General features: G+C 69.0%; 20 protein-coding genes. 11 read left to right on the top strand and 9 right to left on the bottom strand.

The genetic code is table 11. The features are described from left to right. Nucleotides 1-62 precede the first annotated feature (62 nt). Complete coding sequence (locus tag HGB39_RS04780; protein WP_005566810.1) at nt 63-866, bottom strand: glycosyltransferase; 804 nt, start codon at nt 864-866, stop codon at nt 63-65. A gap of 82 nt (nt 867-948) precedes the next feature. Here HGB39_RS04780 and HGB39_RS04775 point away from each other — a divergent pair, with 82 nt between their 5' ends. Further along, entirely contained in the window at nt 949-3132 is a 2184-nt protein-coding gene (locus HGB39_RS04775; protein WP_064080283.1) for a glycosyltransferase family protein, read from the top strand. Here the strand turns inward: HGB39_RS04775 and HGB39_RS04770 are convergent. Both HGB39_RS04770 and HGB39_RS04765 read right to left on the bottom strand, forming a co-directional pair. Further along, nucleotides 3104-3955, bottom strand: coding sequence for an SGNH/GDSL hydrolase family protein (locus HGB39_RS04770; RefSeq protein ID WP_005571168.1), 852 nt, complete (start codon nt 3953-3955; stop codon nt 3104-3106). The genes HGB39_RS04775 and HGB39_RS04770 overlap by 29 nt on opposite strands. A 61-nt stretch (nt 3956-4016) precedes the next feature. Continuing rightward, entirely contained in the window at nt 4017-4637 is a 621-nt protein-coding gene (locus HGB39_RS04765) for a helix-turn-helix domain-containing protein (protein WP_005571169.1), read from the bottom strand. A gap of 86 nt (nt 4638-4723) precedes the next feature. Between HGB39_RS04765 and HGB39_RS04760 the strand changes: the two genes are divergently transcribed. Beyond that, on the top strand, nt 4724-5680 hold the full coding sequence (locus HGB39_RS04760; protein ID WP_005571170.1) for an NAD(P)/FAD-dependent oxidoreductase: 957 nt from the start codon (nt 4724-4726) through the stop codon (nt 5678-5680). On the opposite strand, the gene HGB39_RS04755 is transcribed toward HGB39_RS04760, so the two are convergent. Further along, the gene (locus HGB39_RS04755) at nt 5670-6635 is read right to left on the bottom strand and encodes a Gfo/Idh/MocA family protein (RefSeq protein ID WP_005571172.1); all 966 of its coding nucleotides are present in this window, start codon (nt 6633-6635) and stop codon (nt 5670-5672) included. The two genes, HGB39_RS04760 and HGB39_RS04755, sit on opposite strands and share 11 nt — an antisense overlap. Beyond that, the gene (locus HGB39_RS04750) at nt 6635-7735 is read right to left on the bottom strand and encodes a DegT/DnrJ/EryC1/StrS family aminotransferase (RefSeq protein ID WP_005571174.1); all 1101 of its coding nucleotides are present in this window, start codon (nt 7733-7735) and stop codon (nt 6635-6637) included. Before HGB39_RS04750 ends, HGB39_RS04755 begins: the two co-directional genes overlap by 1 nt. A 104-nt stretch (nt 7736-7839) precedes the next feature. Here HGB39_RS04750 and HGB39_RS04745 point away from each other — a divergent pair, with 104 nt between their 5' ends. From HGB39_RS04745 to HGB39_RS04735, 3 genes are all read left to right on the top strand, one after another. After that, nucleotides 7840-8559, top strand: coding sequence for a DapH/DapD/GlmU-related protein (locus HGB39_RS04745; protein WP_005571175.1), 720 nt, complete (start codon nt 7840-7842; stop codon nt 8557-8559). Between the two features lie 69 nt (nt 8560-8628). Further along, complete coding sequence (locus tag HGB39_RS04740; protein WP_005571176.1) at nt 8629-9621, top strand: lysylphosphatidylglycerol synthase transmembrane domain-containing protein; 993 nt, start codon at nt 8629-8631, stop codon at nt 9619-9621. Nucleotides 9622-9631: 10 nt separating this feature from the next. Further along, nucleotides 9632-10423, top strand: a complete 792-nt coding sequence (locus tag HGB39_RS04735) for a class I SAM-dependent methyltransferase (RefSeq protein ID WP_064080282.1) — start codon at nt 9632-9634, stop codon at nt 10421-10423. Here the strand turns inward: HGB39_RS04735 and rfbB are convergent. Continuing rightward, on the bottom strand, nt 10413-11417 hold the full coding sequence (gene rfbB, locus HGB39_RS04730) for a dTDP-glucose 4,6-dehydratase (protein ID WP_005565992.1): 1005 nt from the start codon (nt 11415-11417) through the stop codon (nt 10413-10415). The genes HGB39_RS04735 and rfbB overlap by 11 nt on opposite strands. A 63-nt stretch (nt 11418-11480) precedes the next feature. Here rfbB and rfbA point away from each other — a divergent pair, with 63 nt between their 5' ends. The 6 genes from rfbA (at nt 11481) to HGB39_RS04700 (ending at nt 15937) form a co-directional block, all read left to right on the top strand. Then, nucleotides 11481-12356 (top strand): glucose-1-phosphate thymidylyltransferase RfbA, encoded by an 876-nt coding sequence (gene rfbA / locus HGB39_RS04725; protein WP_005565991.1) that lies wholly within the window; start codon nt 11481-11483, stop codon nt 12354-12356. A 1-nt stretch (nt 12357) separates the two neighbouring features. Further along, nucleotides 12358-12945 (top strand): dTDP-4-dehydrorhamnose 3,5-epimerase family protein, encoded by a 588-nt coding sequence (locus HGB39_RS04720; RefSeq protein WP_005565990.1) that lies wholly within the window; start codon nt 12358-12360, stop codon nt 12943-12945. 57 nt (nt 12946-13002) lie between these two features. Continuing rightward, on the top strand, nt 13003-13509 hold the full coding sequence (locus tag HGB39_RS04715; protein ID WP_043789429.1) for an SRPBCC family protein: 507 nt from the start codon (nt 13003-13005) through the stop codon (nt 13507-13509). 22 nt (nt 13510-13531) lie between these two features. Next, the gene (locus HGB39_RS04710; RefSeq protein WP_005565988.1) at nt 13532-14341 is read left to right on the top strand and encodes an enoyl-CoA hydratase; all 810 of its coding nucleotides are present in this window, start codon (nt 13532-13534) and stop codon (nt 14339-14341) included. A gap of 84 nt (nt 14342-14425) precedes the next feature. After that, the gene (locus HGB39_RS04705; RefSeq protein ID WP_005253231.1) at nt 14426-14833 is read left to right on the top strand and encodes a PPOX class F420-dependent oxidoreductase; all 408 of its coding nucleotides are present in this window, start codon (nt 14426-14428) and stop codon (nt 14831-14833) included. A gap of 27 nt (nt 14834-14860) precedes the next feature. Then, nucleotides 14861-15937 carry a S1C family serine protease gene (locus tag HGB39_RS04700; protein ID WP_005565987.1) on the top strand — a complete coding sequence of 359 codons (1077 nt, stop codon included), beginning with the start codon at nt 14861-14863 and terminating at the stop codon, nt 15935-15937. Here the strand turns inward: HGB39_RS04700 and HGB39_RS04695 are convergent, their stop codons facing one another. The 3 genes from HGB39_RS04695 to HGB39_RS04685 all read right to left on the bottom strand — a co-directional run bounded on the left by HGB39_RS04695 (nt 15938) and on the right by HGB39_RS04685 (nt 18647). After that, nucleotides 15938-16975, bottom strand: coding sequence for an alpha/beta hydrolase (locus tag HGB39_RS04695; protein ID WP_005565986.1), 1038 nt, complete (start codon nt 16973-16975; stop codon nt 15938-15940). Nucleotides 16976-17145: 170 nt separating this feature from the next. Beyond that, nucleotides 17146-18048 carry a PIN domain-containing protein gene (locus HGB39_RS04690; protein WP_064080281.1) on the bottom strand — a complete coding sequence of 301 codons (903 nt, stop codon included), beginning with the start codon at nt 18046-18048 and terminating at the stop codon, nt 17146-17148. Nucleotides 18049-18170: 122 nt separating this feature from the next. Then, nucleotides 18171-18647, bottom strand: coding sequence for a GtrA family protein (locus HGB39_RS04685; RefSeq protein ID WP_005248820.1), 477 nt, complete (start codon nt 18645-18647; stop codon nt 18171-18173). Nucleotide 18648: the final 1 nt, after the last annotated feature.

Here is an 18648-nt window from a genome sequence, read left to right as displayed (position 1 = left end):
GCGAGAGGTGGGCTGGACCGCGCCACGGCGACAGCACGATCCTCTTCTCGGTTCGCAGGGTATCAACCTCGCGACCCGCTCCCCGACCATGCAAGGCGACCTCCGTCCCGGTGACGGGCCCGCAGCCGGAACAGCCCCACCCCCATCGCGAGCACATCTGCCCTGGATATGCGGGTTTCGTGGCTGTCGTGGTCGTCGCTCAGACGCACCGGGACCTCGACCGGCACGATGCCCGCCCGCTCCGCGAGGTAGACGAGTTCGGTGGTGAACAGGAATCCGGGTTCGACGAGGTCGGGAACCAGTCCCCGCATCAGGTCGCCGTCCATCAGGACGGTGCCCTGGGGGTCGCCGGTGCGCATCCCGAGGACCACCCGACGCAGCGCCGCGAAACCCCACGTCAGGGTGCCCCGGAGGGCGCCGCGCCGCACCTGCGAGTCGGGGTGGGCCTTGGAACCGATCACGACTTCGGGCAGCCGGCCGTCGTGGCCGGCGGCGAGTTTCTCGGCGCCGTCGAGGTCGTCGAACCCGAACGGCAGGTCGTCCGCCGTCAGCAGCACGTGCGCGCCGCGACTCGCCTCCGCTCCGGTCCGCAACGCGTTGCCCATGCCCTTCTCACTCCGCAGGACGGTGAGCGACACACGTCCGGGCGTCCAGTCCGCGGCGAGGCGGGTGCAGATGTCCACGGTGTCGTCGGTGGATCCGTTCTCCACAACGATGATCTCGACGTCGCGGCCGGCCAGTCGTTCGGCGACCCGGTGGACGGTCTGCTCGATGACGGCGGCGGAATTGTAGGCCGGGACGACGACCGACAGCGCCTTCGGCGCACGTGCGCCTTTCTGGTCGTGGGAACAACCGAAAAGGCGCACGGGCGCAGCCTAACTCGTAGGCTCGGAGTCCGTGGCACCCTCCGCGTCCGTGTCTTCGACGTTCACCCGATCGATACACCGCATGCCCGAGTGGATGGTGGCACTGGCGGTCGCGGTGGCTGCCGTGGCCGTCGCGACGATTCCGCGGATCGTGTACGACCGCTTCTACTACGGCGGCGACATGCTGGAATCGTTCGTCCCGTCCTGGCACCGGATCGGCACGGAACTCCTGGCCGGGCGGTGGCTCACCGTCAATCCCGACGCCTGGATCGGCGGAAACTACGCGGGCGAGGCCGCGTACGGTCTGTACAACCCGGTCAACCTGGCCAACTACGTCCTGGCCGCGAAGTTCGAGAACCTGTCCGTCGCGGCGTTCGTGATCATGGCCGAGTTCCTTGCGCTGTTCGCCCTCGCGACGTATCTGCTGTGCCGCGAATACGGCGCCCGCCGCGGTCCCGCGATCCTCGCCGGACTGACCATTCCGTTCAGCGGTTTCACCCTGTTCTACGAGGCGGCGGGCTGGCCGTCCGGGATGATGGCCGTCGCGTGGGTGACGCTGTTCTGGTGGTCGGCGCTCCGCCTCTCCCGCGGTCGCACGAACCCGCTGGTCACCTTCGTGATCGGTGCGCTGACAGTGAGCATGGGCAACCCGTACGCCGCGCTCGGCGCCGTCGTCGTACTCCTCGGCATCGGGATCGGCCTGCTGGTCGAGCGGCAGTTCTTCCGGTTGCTCGTGCTCGTCGTCACCGGCGCGTGCGCGGGCACCGCCGCGCTGGTGACGTACCTGCCGCTGTTCCTCAGTGTCGACGTCACCACCCGCGCCGGCAGCACCGGCATCTTCAACGACACGTTCCTGCAACCGCAGATCGGCGGCCTCGCGGGAATGAGCAGCCCGTCGTATCTCCCCGTGATCATGACGTTCGGGGGCCCCGTCGAGGTGATCCCGTCGCTGTACCTCGCGTGGTTCGTGCTGCCGGTGCTGCCATGGCTTCCGTGGGGACGGATCCGCGCACTGTTCGCGTCCGCGGAGTTCCGTCGCGCGCACGGGCGACCACTGATCAGCCTGGCCGTGATCGCGGTCGTCTACTTCCTCTTCACGTTCGGACCGTCGAACGTCGGGATGTTCCGGTGGCCGATCCGGCTCGTCGAATACCTGTACCTGTGCGTGGTGATCGGCCTGGCGCTCGCGCTGTCGCTGGGGATCGCGCGCGACCGGGTGCGTCACCGGGCGACGGCGTCGGCGGTGCTGATCGCGCTGGGTTACTACCTGGCGTTCTCGTCCTCGCCCGCCCTGACGCTGCGGCACACGCTGTTCGCGCTGCTCGTCGCGGCGCTGTGCGTGCTCGCGTACACCGGCTGGCGCACGCGGGGGCCGAATGCTCTCGTCGCCGCCCTCGTCCTGGGCACCGTGGTGGTGGCCGCCGCGCAGGTCTGGTCCCTGACCCGCGACGTCGAGCGCGGCAGCCGCGTCGACCCGGCGAGTACATCGGTGCTGTCCGAGCAGACCGACCGCTACCAGGGCACCGTGCTGCAACTCGCCGACCTGGGCGACACGTCCCACGAGGACGTCACCGCCGGCCGGATCCTGTTCGGCAACGAGATCATGGCGTCGTCCGTCGAGGGCAGCATCAACGCCTACACCGGTATCGGGTTCACCGAGTTCCAGGAAGCCCTGTGCATGGACTACCGCGGCGCCGTCTGCCCCGGGGTGTACGGGGCGCTCTGGCAGCCGGTGAACGCGGACATCCCGATCCCGCTGATCGACTACCTCCGGGTGTCGACGCTCGTCGTGGAGCACGGGCTCGTGCCCGAGGTCGCGACGGCACCGCCCCCACCCGGCTGGCACGTCACCGAACGCGGCGACTCCCGGACGGTGTTCAAGCGGGACCGGCCGCTGCCCCTGCCCGGACGCGTGGCGTTCGCGTCCGACGGCGTCCGGGTGCTCTCGTCCGACACGAGCGCGGCGACGGAGACCGTGCGGGTGGCGGGCAGCGGCGGCACCGTCTGGTTCGCGCGCCTCGCGTGGCCCGGCTACTCGGCCACCGTCGACGGCGAGCCGGTGGACGCGACCGCCGGGTGGCACGGTCTGCTCGAGGTGTCGGTGCCGCCGGGTGACCACGATCTGGTCGTGTCGTTCCGGCCGCCGCGGCAGAACCTGTCCGTAGCGGCATTCGGCGCAGCGACGGTCGTGGTGCTGATCTTGTCCGTCGTCGATGCGGTGGTGCGCCGGCGCAGGCTCAGCGCGGCGACCACTCGGACGACGTGAACGCCGACGCCTCGGTGGAGCCGGATCCCGCGACCGACGCGGACGACAACGCGTCGGCGATCAGCTGGTGGCCGATCTGGTTCGGGTGGTCGCCGTCGTCGGCCAGCAGTCCCGTGGGGTCGCCGTCGCCCCACGTCCCCTTGAACGTGCTGAACAGGTCGACGTAGGTGGCGCCCTCGGCACCCGCGACCTCCGAGATGACGTCGTTGGCGCGCAACGTCAGTACGGCGCTGTCCCGGAGGAACTGCGGGCCGTACAACTCGCGGGCCACGTCGCCGTCGGGGAAGACGTCCCAGTACCCGGTGACCAGCACCGCGGTCGGCTGACCGGCCCGCAGTTCGGCGATGCGGTCGAGCACGGACGTCAGCGTGGTCTGTAGCTGCGGGAGGACGGGTTCGAAGCAGCCGAGGCCGTCGTCGCCACCGCAGTCGCCGTCCAGGTAGTCGTCGAGTTCGGCGTAGAAGTCGTTGGCGCCGATCGTGACGGTGACGAGGTCGGCGTCGCGGACGGCGTCGGCGTCGTATTCGCCGGGTTCGAGGGAGTCGAGCAGGTCGGTGCTGGTCCAGCCTCCGACACCCAGGTTGGCCACCTGGACGGGCAGCGCGTCGTCACCGGATAGCTGATCGCCGAACAGTTCCACGAACGGCGTGCAGCCGGGGCATCCGTCACCGGCCGGGATCGAATCCCCCAGGCCCACGAGAGTCGCACCTGCGGGCGGCGATTGCGGCTGCGGTTGCGCGACGGGCGGTGCCACAGTCGTGGAACAGCCGGCGAGGAGCGGAATCAGGACCGCCACGGGAACACCGAGAATCCAGCGTCGCACGGGGCCTCCCCATCACGTCCTGCGCCTCGGAGGGAGCGCTCGTCACCGGTCCGGGCGAATTCTACCGACGGTCGCGCTCGACTGCCGTTCCCCGCGGGACCGTGCGGACGTGCGCCCGCTCGCCCTGGGGACCGAACAGGCTGAGGATCTCCGCCGGTTGCGGTCCGGGGTTGCCGAACCAGTGCGGGACGTGGGTGTCGAACTCCGCGACCTCCCCCGGCGTCAGGATCACGTCGTGTTCGCCGAGCAGCAGTCGCAGCCGGCCGGACAGGACGTACAGCCATTCGTAGCCCTCGTGGACCTGCAGGTTCGGGACGCCGTTCGGGTCACCCGGTGGGATCACGTGCTTGAACGCCTGGATCCCGCCGGGCCTGCGCGTCAGCGGGATGATCGTCGAGCCGTTGCGCTCGAGGGGTCGCAGATGGACGCGGGGGTCGCCGGTGGCGGGTGCGTCGACGAGTTCGTCCAGGGGCAGCTGGTGGGCGCGGGCCAGCAGGAGCATCAGCTCGAGGGTGGGTTTCCGCTGGCCGGACTCGAGCCGCGACAGGGTGCTCACCGAGATCCCGGTGGACTCGGAAAGCTGGGCGAGGGTGGCACCGCGCTGCTGCCGGAGTGCTTTCAGCCGCGGTCCCACGGCGTCGAGGACGCCGTCCAGATCGGGTACGTCGTTCACACCCACCATGTTGCCACAGCGGCAAACTTGCTTGCCAGCTTCGCGGCCTCACCGGACAGTGGACGTCACGAGGTCGACGAACGAAGGAGAACGCGATGGAAGACAGTTACGACGTAGTGGTCGTCGGTGGCGGCGCGGCCGGACTCGGCGGGGCACTGGCCCTGTCGCGGGCACGCCGCTCGGTGCTCGTGATCGACGCGGGCGCCCCGCGCAACGCACCGGCCGGGCACATTCACAACTATCTCGGCCGAGAGGGCACCCCTCCCGGCGAACTACTGGCCATCGGACGCGAGGAGGTCGCCGGGTACGGCGGCGAGATCGTGACCGGCACCGTCACGTCCGCAGACAAGATCGGGGACGGCCAGTTCCGGGTGACACTCGCCGACGGCGCGACCGTGCGGGCGCGGAGACTGCTCGTGACCACCGGCCTCGTCGACGTGCTCCCCGACACCCTCGGGGTGGCCGAGCGATGGGGACGCGACGTCCTGCACTGCCCGTACTGCCACGGCTGGGAGGTCCGAGACCAGCCGGTCGGCGTCCTCGCCGGCAGTCCGCTGGCGGTGCACCAGGCGCTGATGTGGCGGCAGTGGACCGAGAACGTGACGCTGTTCCTGAACGACGCGGACGAACCCACCGGCGAGGAGTACGAGCAGCTCGCCGCACGCGGTATCGCCGTGATCGACGGCGGTGTGGCCGGGCTCGAGGTGCAGGACGACCGGCTGACCGGTGTCCGGCTGCGCACGGGTCAGGTCTTCTCCCTCACCGCCGTGGTGGTCCCGCCCGTGTTCAGGGCCCGCGCCGACTTCCTTACGAGCCTCGGCCTGGACACCACCGAGATGGAGATGGCCGGACACGTGATCGGCACCGCCGTCGCCTCCGACGCGACCGGCGCCACCGCGGTTCCGGGGGTGTGGGTGGCGGGCAACGTCGCAGACCCGAAGGCGCAGGTGATCGTCGCCGCCGGAGCCGGCCTGAGCGCCGCGGCAGCTATCAACGCCGATCTCGTCATGGACGACACCCGCCTGGCGGTCGCCGGAGCGCTCAGCCGGTAGCCGACACCGTCGCCTCGTGGACCACGCGATGCGCGGGCAGTATCGAGTCGCGCTCCGCATCGGCCTCCCCCTCGCCGCCGATCAGTCCGACGTAATGCGCGAGCTGGGCGGCGAGGGGTTCGTCGCTGTAGCGGAGGGTGGGGATCTCGATCACCGTCTGCTGCTTGTAGCCGTCGCGGTCGGCGGGCAGGTCGTCGTCGATGTGCCGGTAGATGGTGATGTCGCGGCGCAGGAGGTCGATCTCGATCAGGCGGTCCGGCTCCAGCAGCGACAGCTGCCGGACCTTCCGCTGACTCACCCGGCTGGCCGAGATGGTGGCCACCGCACCGGATTCGAAACGCAGCACTGCCTCCGCGCAGTCCTCGGCCTCGTTGCGCCGCGAACTGTCGTGGAAGTACCCGAATTCGGCCTTCACGCCGACGGGTGGTGATCCGACGAAACCGATCGCGAGGTCGACGTCGTGGATCAGCAGGTCGGTCGCGACGCCGGTGGGGATGCGGGAGACGAACGGCGAGTGCCGGATTCCGTTGACCTGCCAAACGTCACCGGCGAATTCGCGGGCCGTCCGGACCGCCGGATTGAATCGCTCGAGCAGGCCGCACATCAGCGGGACACCCGTCGCGGCGGCACGTTTCACCAGATCCGTGCTCTCCTCGTACGTTGCGGCGAGCGGCTTTTCGACGAGCACCGGCTTGCCGAGGTCGAGGACGCGGCCCGCCAACTCGTAGTGGGCGGGTGTCGCCGCCGCGACGACGGCGGCGTCGATGCCGTCCAGTTCGTCGAAATCCGCAGCCCATTCGGTGTCGAACCGTGCGGCGACCTCCCGCCCGTGTTCCTCCCGCGGTTCCACGAGCAGGGCGAGGTCACACAGCGAGGACTGCGCGAGAACGCGGGCGTGCAGCGAACCCATCCTGCCGGATCCGATGAGCGCGATCCGCGGTCGCGTGGACGTCATCATGCCTCCATCGCCTCGCGCACCGCGGCGACGATCCGGTCGACGTCGTCGGTGGAGAGCGCGGCGTGGACGGGAATGCTCAGGCACCGGCGGGCCACGGACGTCGCGACCGGCGTGGGCGAGATGATCACCCGGGGATGCTCGCGGTAGCAGTCGTAGTCGTAGACGGTTCTCGGGTAGTAGACACCGCTGCCGACCCCCCGATCTCCCAGACGCTGCGCGAGGGTGTCGCGGTCGATCGGCGCATCGGGTGCGAGGATCACGGTGAACTGGTGCCACACGTGTCCGCGGCCCGCGAGTTCCGAAGGCAGAACGAGACCTTCGACGTCCTTCAGACCGGTCCGCAGCGCCTCGGCGTTGCGCCGGCGCGACTCCACCTGCTGTAGATAGGAACCCAGTTGCGGCAACCCGAGACTGGCCTGCAGATCCGTCATCCGGAAGTTCTGGCCCGCCATCTCGTACTCGTAGCGGCGTCGCATGCCCTGATTCCGCAGCACCCGCAACCGGTCGGCCACCGCGTCGTCGTCCGTCGTGACCATGCCGCCCTCGGCGGTGGTGAGATTCTTGGTGGCGTAGAACGAGAAGCAGCCGAGCCCGAAACTGCCCGCACCCTTGCCGTCGAACGTGGCACCGTGCGCCTGCGCGGCGTCCTCGACGACGGCGAGTCCCCGGGTCTCGGCCAACGGCATCAGCGCACCCATGTCCGCGGTCTGCCCGTACAGATGCACCGGCATCAGCACCCGGGTGCGCTCGTTCACGCACTGCGACACGATGTCGGCGTCGAGTGCGAAATCGGCAGCCCCGATGTCGGCGAACCGGGCCGTCGCGCCGGAGTCGAGAATCGCGTTGAGCGTGGCCACGAACGTGAACGGGGTGGTGAGCACCTCGTCGCCCGGTTGGAGGTCCAGCACCCGCAGCGCCGCGATCAGCGCGGTGGTGCCGCTGTTGACGGCCACGGCGTGCCGAGTGCCGACGAGTTCGGCGAACCCGTCCTCGAACCTCGCGACCTTCGGTCCCTGCGCGACCATCCCTGATCGCAGGGTGTCGAGAACCTCGCGCTCGACGTCCTCTCCGAAAGAGATACTCGAGATCGCGATCACGGTTCCTCCGATAGATTGACGTGCGTTCACACCGTCTTCACAGATTGCACCCTCTTGAAGGTTCCCACGGTCTGCACGGCTCCTGGAAGGAATCGCCAACTTTCATGACCATCGGTGAAAACTGCGAGATCCACCCGACCGTCGTGATAGGCGACGGCGTCACGATCGGGGACCGGGTGAGCATCGGACCGTATGCCGTCCTCACCGGCCCGCTCGACATCGGCGACGACTGCTGGATCGGCGCGCACGCGACGCTCGGGGCGCCGCCGGAGTGGATCGGGAAGACGCATCCCCGCACGTGGACGGAGATCAGTCCGCATCAGGGGGTCGTGATCGGCGCGGGCACCGTGATCCGGGAGATGAGCGCCGTCCAGCAGGGGGCCGAGCGGCCGACGACCATCGGGCGCGGCGGATTCGTCATGAACCACACGTCCGTCGAGCACGACGTCCGGATCGGCGACGACTGTGTCCTCTCGCCGTCCAGCACCCTCGGCGGTCACGTGACTCTCGGCGACGGCGTCAATCTCGGTATGAGCGCGGTGGTGCATCAGCGGCGGGTGATCGGTGCGCGGGCGATGGTCGGAATGGGATCGGTCGTCGCCAAGGACATTCCGCCGTTCGCCACGGTGTTCGGCAACCCCGCCGCCCTTCGCGGCACCAACCGGGTGGGCATGAGCCGCGCCGGGATCGCCGACCGGGACATCACGGCGGTGGCGAAGGTGTATGCCTCGGGGCGGCTCGACACCGACGCGGAACTCCCGAACTCGCTCGCCGACGCGTTCGCCTGGTGGCGGGAGCTGGCGGTGAAACCGCTCGTTTCCTGATCCGGCGCCCTCCGATTGCTATCGTCGGAAACGAACGCTGCACTGCCGCAGCGCACTGCCGGTGAGGGGGTGGTCCTCGTGGACGCCGATCCCGAGATTGTCCCCGACCGCGGCGGTCGCGCCGTCCTGATGAACGCGCTGCGGATCCTCGTCACCCTCGCGATCGCCGTCGCCGTCGTGTTCGCCGTGAAATCGCAGTGGGCCGAGGTCAGGGACACGATCACCCAGCTGGACTGGTGGGCGCTCGCCGTCTCCGCGGTGTTCGTCTTCCTCGGCATGGGCGCGGCGGTGCGCGCGTGGCAGCACGCGCTCGGCGCCCTCGAACACCCGATCCCCGCCTTCGACGCCGCCCGCTGCTACCTGGTCGGTCAGCTCGGCAAGTATCTGCCGGGCAGCGTGTGGGCGTTCGTCCTCCAGACCGAGCTCGTGCGCCGGGCCGGGGTGTCGCGGGCCAACGGATTCGTCGCCGTCCTCGTCACCGTCGGGCTGAGCATCACGTCGGCGCTGGTCGTCGGGCTGCTGGCGCTGCCCGCCCTGTTCCACATCAGCACCGTCGCGGCGGTCGCGGTGATCGTTCTCGTCCCGATCGCGCTCGTCTGCTGCTACCCACCGGTCCTCACCCGGCTGGTGAACCTGGCCCTGCGGATCCTGCGGCGGGCCCCGCTGCAGCGGCAGCTGACCATGCACAAGATCGGGCTGGCCCTCGGCTGGTGCGCCGTCAGCTGGGTCCTCTACGGCGTGCATCTGTGGTTCCTCGCGTCGAGCTCGGCGGGATTCGAGGCGGGCACCCTGGTGCAGTGCATCGGCGCGATCGCCCTCGGCATGTGCGTCGGCGTGCTGGTGGTCGTCGCGCCGTCCGGCATCGGGGTCCGCGAGGCCGTCGTCGTCGCGGCTCTGTCCCCGTTCATGGACAGCGGGGTCGCGCTCGGGCTGGCCCTCGCGTCACGCCTGGTGTTCACGCTGTGCGAGGTGCTCGCCGGCTTCGTCGCCGCGATCGCCGGTTCGCGTTCGCTGCGCAACGCCCTCGTCCACGAGGATTCCCGGGTACCGCAGCCGTCCTGAGGAGATCGCGATGACGGACGCCTGGGAGATCGATCCCGCGTACGAGCGCTACATCGGCCGCTGGAGCCGGCCGGTCGCGACGCAGTTCCTGCGGTGGCTGGCCGCCGGCCCGGGCAGCGCATGGTGCGACGTGGGTTGCGGGACGGGCGCCCTCGCCCACACCGTTCTCCGCACGGCGGATCCGGCCCGGGTGGTCGGCGTCGAACCGTCGCAGCCCTTCGCGGCGGCGGCTCGGGCGGGCACGGACGATCCCCGCTTCGACGTCCGGTCGGGCACCGCCGAATCCATCCCCGCCGAGGACGGCGAGTTCGACCGCGTGGTGTCCGGGCTCGTCCTCAATTTCGTTCCCCATCCGATCGACGGGCTCGCCGAGATGCGCCGAGTGACGCGAACCGGCGGGACGGTCGCCGGGTACGTGTGGGACTACGTCGAGGGAATGCAGATGATTCGCGCATTCTGGGACGCCGCTCGCGAACTCGACGAGGCGGCCGCGGACCTCGACGAGGGCGTCCGCTTCCCGCTCTGCCGGCCCCAGCCTCTCCGCGACGCACTGTCCACCGCAGGGCTGGCCGCGGCGGAGGTGCACCCACTCGACGTGCCCACCGTGTTCTCCGACTTCGACGATTTCTGGCGGCCGTTTCTGGGCGGGCAGGGACCGGCACCCGGATATTGCGCGTCGCTGCCCGCCGTGCGCCGAGACGAGCTTCGCGACCTGCTCGATGCCCGCTCGAGGCGCGACGAGGCAGGCCGCATCGCACTGACGGCGAGAGCGTGGGCGTTTCGCGGAACCGTCAGCCGATGACGGATTCCGAGGCCGCGTACGCCTTCTCCGCGGATTCCTTCTGCGCCCGCCACCACGACTCGTTGTCGCGGTACCAGCGCACGGTGGCCTCGAGCCCGCTGCGGAAATCCTTGTACTGCGGCGTCCAGCCCAGTTCGGTGCGCAGCCGCGTCGAATCGATCGCGTAGCGCAGGTCGTGGCCCGGGCGGTCCGTGACGAAGTCGAGGTCGTCGGCGTCGCGGCCGAACAGTTCGAGCAGCGTTCCGACGACGGTCCGGTTATCGACCTCGCCGTCCGCGCCGATCAGATACGTCTGACCGAGACTCCCCTTCTCCAGGATCGTCCAGACGGCCGCGTTGTGGTCGTCGACGTGGATCCAGTCGCGCACGTTCTTCCCGCTGCCGTACAGACGGGGGCGCACCCCGTCGATCAGGTTGGTGATCTGGCGCGGAATGAACTTCTCGACGTGCTGGTACGGGCCGTAGTTGTTGGAACAGTTCGACAGGGTGGCCCGCACCCCGAACGACCGCGCCCAGGCCCGCACCAGGAGGTCGCTGGACGCCTTGGTGGCCGAGTACGGGCTCGACGGGTTGTACGGGGTCGACTCGGTGAAGCGCTCGGGGTCGTCCAGTTCGAGGTCGCCGTACACCTCGTCGGTGGAGATGTGGTGATACCGGACGTCGTGGGCGCGGACGGCCTGCAACAGCGAGAACGTGCCCATCACGTTCGTCTGCACGAACGGCGTCGGATCGGCCAGCGAATTGTCGTTGTGCGATTCCGCGGCGAAGTGGACCACCGCGTCCGAGCCGGCGACCAGACGGTCCACCAGCGCGAAATCCGCCACGTCGCCGTGCACGAACTCGATGCGGTCGGCCACCGGGTCGAGCGACTGCCGGTTGCCGGCGTACGTCAGCGCGTCGAGCACCGTCACCTGCACGTCCGGGCGCTCGGCCACCGTCTGGTGCACGAAGTTCGCACCGATGAACCCGGCGCCGCCTGTCACGAGAAGCCTCATGTGCACCCACCCTAGTGTCGCGCCCGAGTTTCTATCCGACGCGAACACTGGAACACTGCGCACATGCGCGGAATCATCCTGGCAGGGGGCACCGGGTCCCGATTGCACCCGATCACTCTCGGAGTGAGCAAGCAACTGGTCCCGGTCTACGACAAGCCGATGATCTACTACCCGCTCTCCACCCTGATGCTGGCGAACATCCGGGACATCCTCGTCATCACCACCCCGCACGACGCCGAGCAGTTCCGCCGGCTCCTCGGCGACGGCTCCCAGTTCGGGGTGAACCTCACGTACAAGGTGCAGGAGGAACCGAACGGCCTGGCGCAGGCGTTCGTGCTCGGTGCCGACCACATCGGCAACGAGTCCGTGTCCCTCGTGCTCGGCGACAACATCTTCTACGGCCCCGGTCTCGGTTCCCGGCTGAACCGCTTCGAGAACATCGACGGCGGCGCCGTGTTCGCCTACTGGGTGTCCGATCCCAGTTCGTACGGTGTGGTCGAATTCGACGACACGGGCCGGGCGATGTCCATCGAGGAGAAGCCCGCCACCCCGAAGTCGAACTTCTCGATCCCCGGCCTGTACTTCTACGACAATGACGTCGTCTCGATCGCGCGCGTTCTGAAGCCGTCGGACCGCGGCGAGTACGAGATCACCGACGTCAACCAGGCGTACCTGCAGGCCGGACGGCTGCAGGTCGAGGTGCTTCCCCGCGGAACCGCGTGGCTCGACACCGGCACCGTCGATTCACTGCTCGAGGCGTCGAACTTCGTGCGCACGCTCGAACACCGGCAGGGGCTGAAGATCGGCGTCCCGGAAGAGGTCGCGTGGCGCCGCGGGTTCATCACCGACGCCGAATTGTGTGCCCGCGCCGAGACTCTCGGCAAGTCGGGATACGGCGACTATCTCCTCGAACTTCTCGAACGCGGCAAGGACTGGTGACGTGGAGTATCGGGAACTGAAGGTTCCGGGCGCCTGGGAGATCACCCCGAGGCAGTTCGGCGACGACCGCGGCGTGTTCCTCGAATGGTTCAAGGGCTCGGAGTTCGAGGCCGCCGTCGGGCACAGTCTCGAACTCGCGCAGGCCAACTGCTCGGTGTCCGCCGCCGGTGTCCTGCGCGGCATCCACTTCACCGACAACCCGCCCGGACAGGCGAAATACGTCACGTGCGTCAAGGGTGCGTTCCTCGACGTGATCGTCGACCTGCGCGTCGGGTCGCCGATGTTCGGGCAGTGGGATTCGGTGCTCATCGACGACGCCGACCGCCGCGCCGTCTACCTCCCGGCCGGTGTAGGCCACGCGATCCTGTCCCTCGAGGACGCGTCGACCGTGATGTACCTGTGCTCGATCGAGTACACCCCGGCCCTCGATCACGACCTCCATCCACTCGATCCCGAACTGGGAATCGACTGGCCCACGGTGGGCCGGGACGGCAACCCGCTGACCTTCCAGCTGTCCGAGAAGGATTCGGCCGCACCGTCTCTGAAACAGGCCATGGACGCCGGAGTCCTGCCCACCTTCCCCATGTGAGTGTTTTTGCGTGCCCGAGCACTCGATGGCACTCACATGGGGTGGCAGGATGCGGACATGACAACTGACACCGGCGAGCGGTTGGAGGTCCGGCGGGCTGTCGCCGCGGACCCGGCGACGATCTTCGGCCTGCTCTGCGATCCCGAGGGACATGTGGCGATCGACAGTTCCGGGATGCTGATGTCCGCGGAAGGGGACCGCGTCACGGCGGCCGGCGACACGTTCGTCGTGCACATGGACCGCGACGCGTTGAACGACTTCGACCTCGGTCTCTACGACGTGACGGTGACGATCGAGACGTTCGTGCCCGACCGGGAGATCTCCTGGAAGGTCCTCGGGCAGATCCGGCCGCAGATCGGGCACGTGTACGGCTACCGACTCGAGCCGATCGACGAGGGAACGATGGTGACGTCGTTCTACGACTGGTCGTCCATCGACCCGGTGTGGCGGGAGTCCGGGATCTTCCCGGTGATTTCCGAGGCCGCTCTGCGCGCGACGCTCGGTATCCTCGCGCGCACGGTCGCCCCCGGGCGTCCGCGACCACAAATCGATCCAGAGAATTGAAACGTGTTCTAGTATCGAGGGCGTGAACTTCGTCGTCGTCGACCATCCCCGGCCGGGCATCGCCCTGGTGACGCTCAACCGCCCGGAACGCATGAATGCGATGGCGTTCGACGTGATGATCCCGTTCCGCGACGCACTGGAGGAGATCAGCAACGACAACGCGGTGCGCGCGGTGGTGATCACCGGCGCGGGCCGCGGCTTCTGCTCCGGCGCCGACCAGAGATCCGCGGGCACGCTCCCCCACGTCGACGGCCTCACCCCGCCGACCGTCGCCCTGCGGGCCATGGAGATGCTCGACAACGTGGTGCTCTCGCTGCGCCGGATGCACCAGCCGGTGATCAGCGCCGTCAACGGCGCGGCCATCGGCGGCGGCCTGTGCCTGGCGCTCGCCTCCGACATCCGGATCGCGGCGGACGACGCCTACTTCCGGGCGGCGGGCATCAACAACGGCCTGACCGCGAGCGAGCTGGGCCTGAGCTACCTGCTGCCCCGGGCGGTCGGATCGTCCCGGGCGTTCGAGATCATGCTGTCCGGGCGGGACGTGCACGCCGACGAGGCCGAGCGGATCGGACTCGTGTCGCGGTGCGTGCCCGGCGAGGACCTCCTGGACGAATGCTTCGACCTCGCCGAGCGCATGTCCAGGTTCTCCCGGCCCGGCCTGGAACTGACGAAGCGCACGCTGTGGTCCGGGCTCGACGCCGCCTCACTCGAAGCCCACATCCACCAGGAGGGTCTCGGGCAGCTGCTCGTGCGGCTGCTGACCGACAACTTCGAGGAGGCCACCGCCGCACGCAAGGACAAGCGCGAACCCCGGTTCCGGGACCGGCGTTAGGCCGCCTGCCCCGTGCGGGGTTGACGAGGACCTGGACTCGCCAACCACGCACAGGGCCGACGGCCTCAGGAGTATCTTTCGGACATGTCGAAGCCACCTCTGACCCCGAAAGCCGCCGAGATGTTCGCTCGGCCCAATTACGCCACCATCGCCTGCGTCCGACCCGACGGCCAGCCCGTGTCCGTGGCCACCTGGTACCTGTTCGAGGACGGCAAGGTGCTGGTCAACATGGATGCCGAGCGCCGACGCCTGGACTACATGCGCGGCGACCCCCGCGTCAGCCTCACCGCGATGGACCCCGACGACTGGATCACCCACGTCAGCATCCAGGGCCGGGTGACCGAATTCGTCGACGACGGCGAACTGGCCGACATCGACCGCCTCGCCACGCACTACACCGGCAAGCCGTACCCCGTCCGCGACCGGAAACGGGTCAGCGCCTGGATCGAGATCGACACCTGGCACGGCTGGGGGTCGCTGAAACAGCCCTGAACCGACTCCGCGACGACGACAACCGGCATGACGATGCCCCGCGCCGCAACGGTCCTCGCCGTGGCCACGGCAGTGATCGGCAGCCTGCTGCTGAGCGCACCACCGGTCCGCGAACCGGGACCGCCTGCGGCGACGGTCGCCCAGCCCGCCGCGCCTCCTCCGCCGCCGCCCGTGGTCCTGACCCCGACGGAGGTCGAGGCCACGGTGATCCCGGCGATCGTCACGCTCGTCGCGGATTCGGGTCTCGTCGAAACCGCGGGAACGGGGATCGTGCTCACCCCCGACGGCGTCGTCCTCACCAACCATCACGTGATCGACGGTGCCCTCGACATCAGCGCGGTGAGCCTGGGCAACGGTGCGGAGTACGTCGCGGACGTCCTCGGGTACGACAGTTCCCGCGACGTCGCGGTACTCCGGCTCCAGGGCGCGGGCGACCTCCCGGTGGCGACCCTCGCGAAGGACACCACCATCGGCATCGGTGACCCGGTGACCGCGGTGGGTAACGCGGAGGGAGGCGGAGTTCCGGTGGCGGCCCGCGGGTTCGTGACCGACGTCGGGCAGACGATCACCGCCCGCAGTTCCACCGACGGTTCCCGGAACCGGCTGAACGGGCTGATCCAGATCGATGCGGCCGTACGTCCCGGCGACTCCGGCGGACCCCTCGTCGACGCCACCGCCGCCGTCATCGGCGTCAACACCGCGGGCAACGCCGACTCCGACCCCGCGAAACCCGCTCCCGCCCAGCCGAAATCGTATGCGGTGCCCATCGACACCGCGATGACGATCGTCGATCAGGTCCGCGCCGGAACCACGTCCGCCACCGTGCACATCGGCGACACCCCGCTCCTCGGGATCAGCGTCACCGACGACGATCGGGGCGCCGAAGTGCTCTGGGTCAGCATCGGCACTCCCGCCGACGACGCAGGCATCGAGATCGGGGACGTCATCACCGAATTCGACGGAACACCCGTCGGGTCCTCGGACGATCTCAGCGAACGCATGATCGCACGGCACCCCGGCGACGAGGTCGCGCTGCGCTGGTTCGACGAGACCGGCCGACAGCGATCGACGACGATCGTGCTCGAGAAGGGCCCGCCGCGGTAGTCAGGCGGTCTTGTCCCGGGCGACACCGTCCTCCGGCCGCACACGCGACGCGACGAAACGCGCGATACGCCGAAGCACCGCACGGCTTTCCGGCAGCCCGGGCCACAACGCCGGGAACGCGTGCACCTGGCCGTCCCAGATCTGCAGCGTCGTCGCAACACCCGCAGCGCTCAGCCGATACGCCATCAGCTCCGAATCCGACCGCAGCACCTCGCCTTCCGCAGCGACCAGCAGCGCAGGCGGCAGACCCTCGAGAGCGCCGTTCACGGGTGACAGCGCGGGGTCGAGCACGCCGTCCACCTCGCCGCCGAGCTTGCCGATGGTGACGAGCGCCTCCACTGGCGCGAACACGTCGCGGGCCGCATTGGCGTGCACCAGCTTGTCCGCGCAGTCCAGGTCCAGCAGCGGGGACAGTCCGACCAGGCCCGCGGGCAGATCGACGCCCTCCTCGCGCGCCTTCAGCGCGGTCGCGAAGACGAGGAACCCACCCGCCGAGTCACCGGCGAACACCGTCCCGCCCGCGCGGGCTCCGTTCTCCAGCAACCACTTGTACGCCGTCAGGCAGTCGTCGACCGAACCGCTGATGTTCGTGTCGGGCAGTTGCCGGTAGCCGACGTGCATCACCGGCAGCCGGGTCAGCTTCGCGATCGTCGCGACCACCGGCCGATGCGTGTTCAGCCCGCAGCACAGGAACCCGCCGCCGTGCAGATAGAGGACGACCCCGTCACCGAGATCCGGTGACACCCCCGGCGCGCGCACGATCTCCGCGTCGAATCCGGGCAGTCGCACCTTCTGGCGGCGGATACCGGAAGCCGGACGGATCCCCGCCGCCATGTCCAGCAGCGCGGCCCTGCGAATCGCCGATTCGTTGATCGGGGCCATCCGCACCACAGGCCGGAGAAACCACCTGCATGCCTGGTAGAGAACCTGGGATTCGATACTCGGCCCCGCGAGCCTCGCACCCGAACGGTATTGGACGATCGGTGTCCCGTTCCGCTGCTGCGCGGACGGCTTGCGGTCGTTCGGCACAGATTTCATGCCTTCTCCCCTGGTCGCCGATACCCGTCGCCCTTGACGGATACGTAACTTCAACCTTGGAGTACCCGCCGCGATCGTGTGTCACTCATGGTGGCTTCGGCCCCAAGTCGTTATCCCCTTTGCCCGAATCGTTATCGCGGGCGTGCCAAGTGGGACATCGGGCGTCCGGCTCAGCCGAAATCGAGGTCGTCGAGCTCCTCCACGACGGTGACCTTCCGCTTGCGTCCGCCCATCACCCTGCCGATGCCGCGGCGGCCGCCGGTGTCCGCATTTCCCGAGGGCAGGATGCGCTGCGGTGCCACCCGGGGTCGCGCCACGTGCACGGGAGGCACGGCCGCGGCGGGAGCCGGACCCGAGGGTTCCACGGGTTCGGGGGCCGCGACGGGCGCCCGAGGCGGGAGTGGCGCCTTGACGGCGGCCACGGGCGGCGACGTGACGACCGGCTCGAAGACCCGTTCGCGGCGGGGCTGGCCGGTTTCCCGAACGTCCACGTCGTCCAGGTCGACCACCCACCGCACCCGGTGATCGAGACCACGTTCCTGCAGCTCGGCCCAGATCTCGTCGTGCCACGTCGACGGCTCGCCGCTACCGAACGCCCGGGAGTTGGCACTGACCCACACCACGTCCTCGGACGGGCGGCGATCGGCGATGTCCAGGACCGTCAGCCAGTTCACCGTGGCGGTGTAGCCGTGCCGTTTCTTGTCCACGTACGGGCGACGACGCTGCAACTCGCGACCGGCGATCTCGAGGTGCGACGCGTGCGCCGGCTCGATCACGTCGCAGCCCATCGCCTCGAGCTGCCGGGCCAGCGAGTCGACGTACCCGTCGGCCTTGGCCCGGGCGGCATCCACGAAGACCGACAGATCCTCCCGGAGCCCGAGCCGGTCGTACATGCGCGCCTGGACGGTGAGGGCCTCGATCATCGCGACCGATTCGCGCTGGTACCGGTGCGCGACCTCGACGAGGACCAGGCGCGGCACGAGTACCCGGCTCCCCTGATCGAGGGCGTCGCGGACGAACGTCTCGAAGCGCACGTCGCGAGTGACGGCCGAGGTATCGAGAACAATCAGCATTGATCGATTCTCACCGAACACACCCGCCACACCAGAGAAGTTGCTGAGTCGTTACCGAAACACCCGGATAGGGGTCATCGCAGCACCCGCCGGGGCATTGCCGTGCGGTTGCCCGGCAGCGCCTAGTGGATCTTGAAGATCACCGCGCGTTGCACGACGAAATTGATGACCGTCGCCGTGCCCTGGGCGATGACGAACGCGAGCGGCAGACGCCACCATTCGTCGGGGAATGCGTGGTACATCACCCAGTTGAGGCCCACCTGCACGGCGAACGTGACCGCGTAGAGGATGACGACGGCCACGAAGCGGGCGCGGCTCGGTTCGGCCTTGAACGTCCACCGGCGGTTGATCAGGTACGCGGTGGTGGTGCCCGCGATGAAGCTGATCGACTTCGCCACGTTCACGGGGAGCCCGACCACTTCCAACAGCAGGAAGTACAGCCCGAAGTCGACGATGGCCGACAATCCACCGGTCAGGACGAAACGGATGATCTGCGTCTTCAGGTCCAGTGCGTCGTCCGCGATGTTCTCGGTGACGGGGATCTCGACGGGGAGCGGAACGTGCGGTTCGTGCTCGTGACTCGGCTGGGTTTCTGACACG

The sequence above is a fragment of the Rhodococcus opacus genome (genome assembly GCF_012396235.1).
GTDB lineage: Bacteria > Actinomycetota > Actinomycetes > Mycobacteriales > Mycobacteriaceae > Rhodococcus_F > Rhodococcus_F opacus.
Note: the sequence above shows the minus strand (reverse complement) of the source record. Positions and strands in the feature narration are given on the sequence as shown.

Bases quoted from the DNA above. Each gene is read 5' to 3' on its own strand.
- HGB39_RS04775 (WP_064080283.1), top strand. From the start codon at position 949: ATGCCCGAGTGGATGGTGGCACTGGCGGTCGCGGTGGCTGCCGTGGCC.
- HGB39_RS04765 (WP_005571169.1), bottom strand. From the start codon at position 4,637: ATGGTGGGTGTGAACGACGTACCCGATCTGGACGGCGTCCTCGACGCC.
- HGB39_RS04760 (WP_005571170.1), top strand. From the start codon at position 4,724: ATGGAAGACAGTTACGACGTAGTGGTCGTCGGTGGCGGCGCGGCCGGA.
- HGB39_RS04755 (WP_005571172.1), bottom strand. From the start codon at position 6,635: ATGACGTCCACGCGACCGCGGATCGCGCTCATCGGATCCGGCAGGATG.
- HGB39_RS04745 (WP_005571175.1), top strand. From the start codon at position 7,840: ATGACCATCGGTGAAAACTGCGAGATCCACCCGACCGTCGTGATAGGC.
- HGB39_RS04735 (WP_064080282.1), top strand. From the start codon at position 9,632: ATGACGGACGCCTGGGAGATCGATCCCGCGTACGAGCGCTACATCGGC.
- rfbB (WP_005565992.1), bottom strand. From the start codon at position 11,417: ATGAGGCTTCTCGTGACAGGCGGCGCCGGGTTCATCGGTGCGAACTTC.
- rfbA (WP_005565991.1), top strand. From the start codon at position 11,481: ATGCGCGGAATCATCCTGGCAGGGGGCACCGGGTCCCGATTGCACCCG.
- HGB39_RS04715 (WP_043789429.1), top strand. From the start codon at position 13,003: ATGACAACTGACACCGGCGAGCGGTTGGAGGTCCGGCGGGCTGTCGCC.
- HGB39_RS04705 (WP_005253231.1), top strand. From the start codon at position 14,426: ATGTCGAAGCCACCTCTGACCCCGAAAGCCGCCGAGATGTTCGCTCGG.
- HGB39_RS04700 (WP_005565987.1), top strand. From the start codon at position 14,861: ATGACGATGCCCCGCGCCGCAACGGTCCTCGCCGTGGCCACGGCAGTG.
- HGB39_RS04695 (WP_005565986.1), bottom strand. From the start codon at position 16,975: ATGAAATCTGTGCCGAACGACCGCAAGCCGTCCGCGCAGCAGCGGAAC.
- HGB39_RS04690 (WP_064080281.1), bottom strand. From the start codon at position 18,048: ATGCTGATTGTTCTCGATACCTCGGCCGTCACTCGCGACGTGCGCTTC.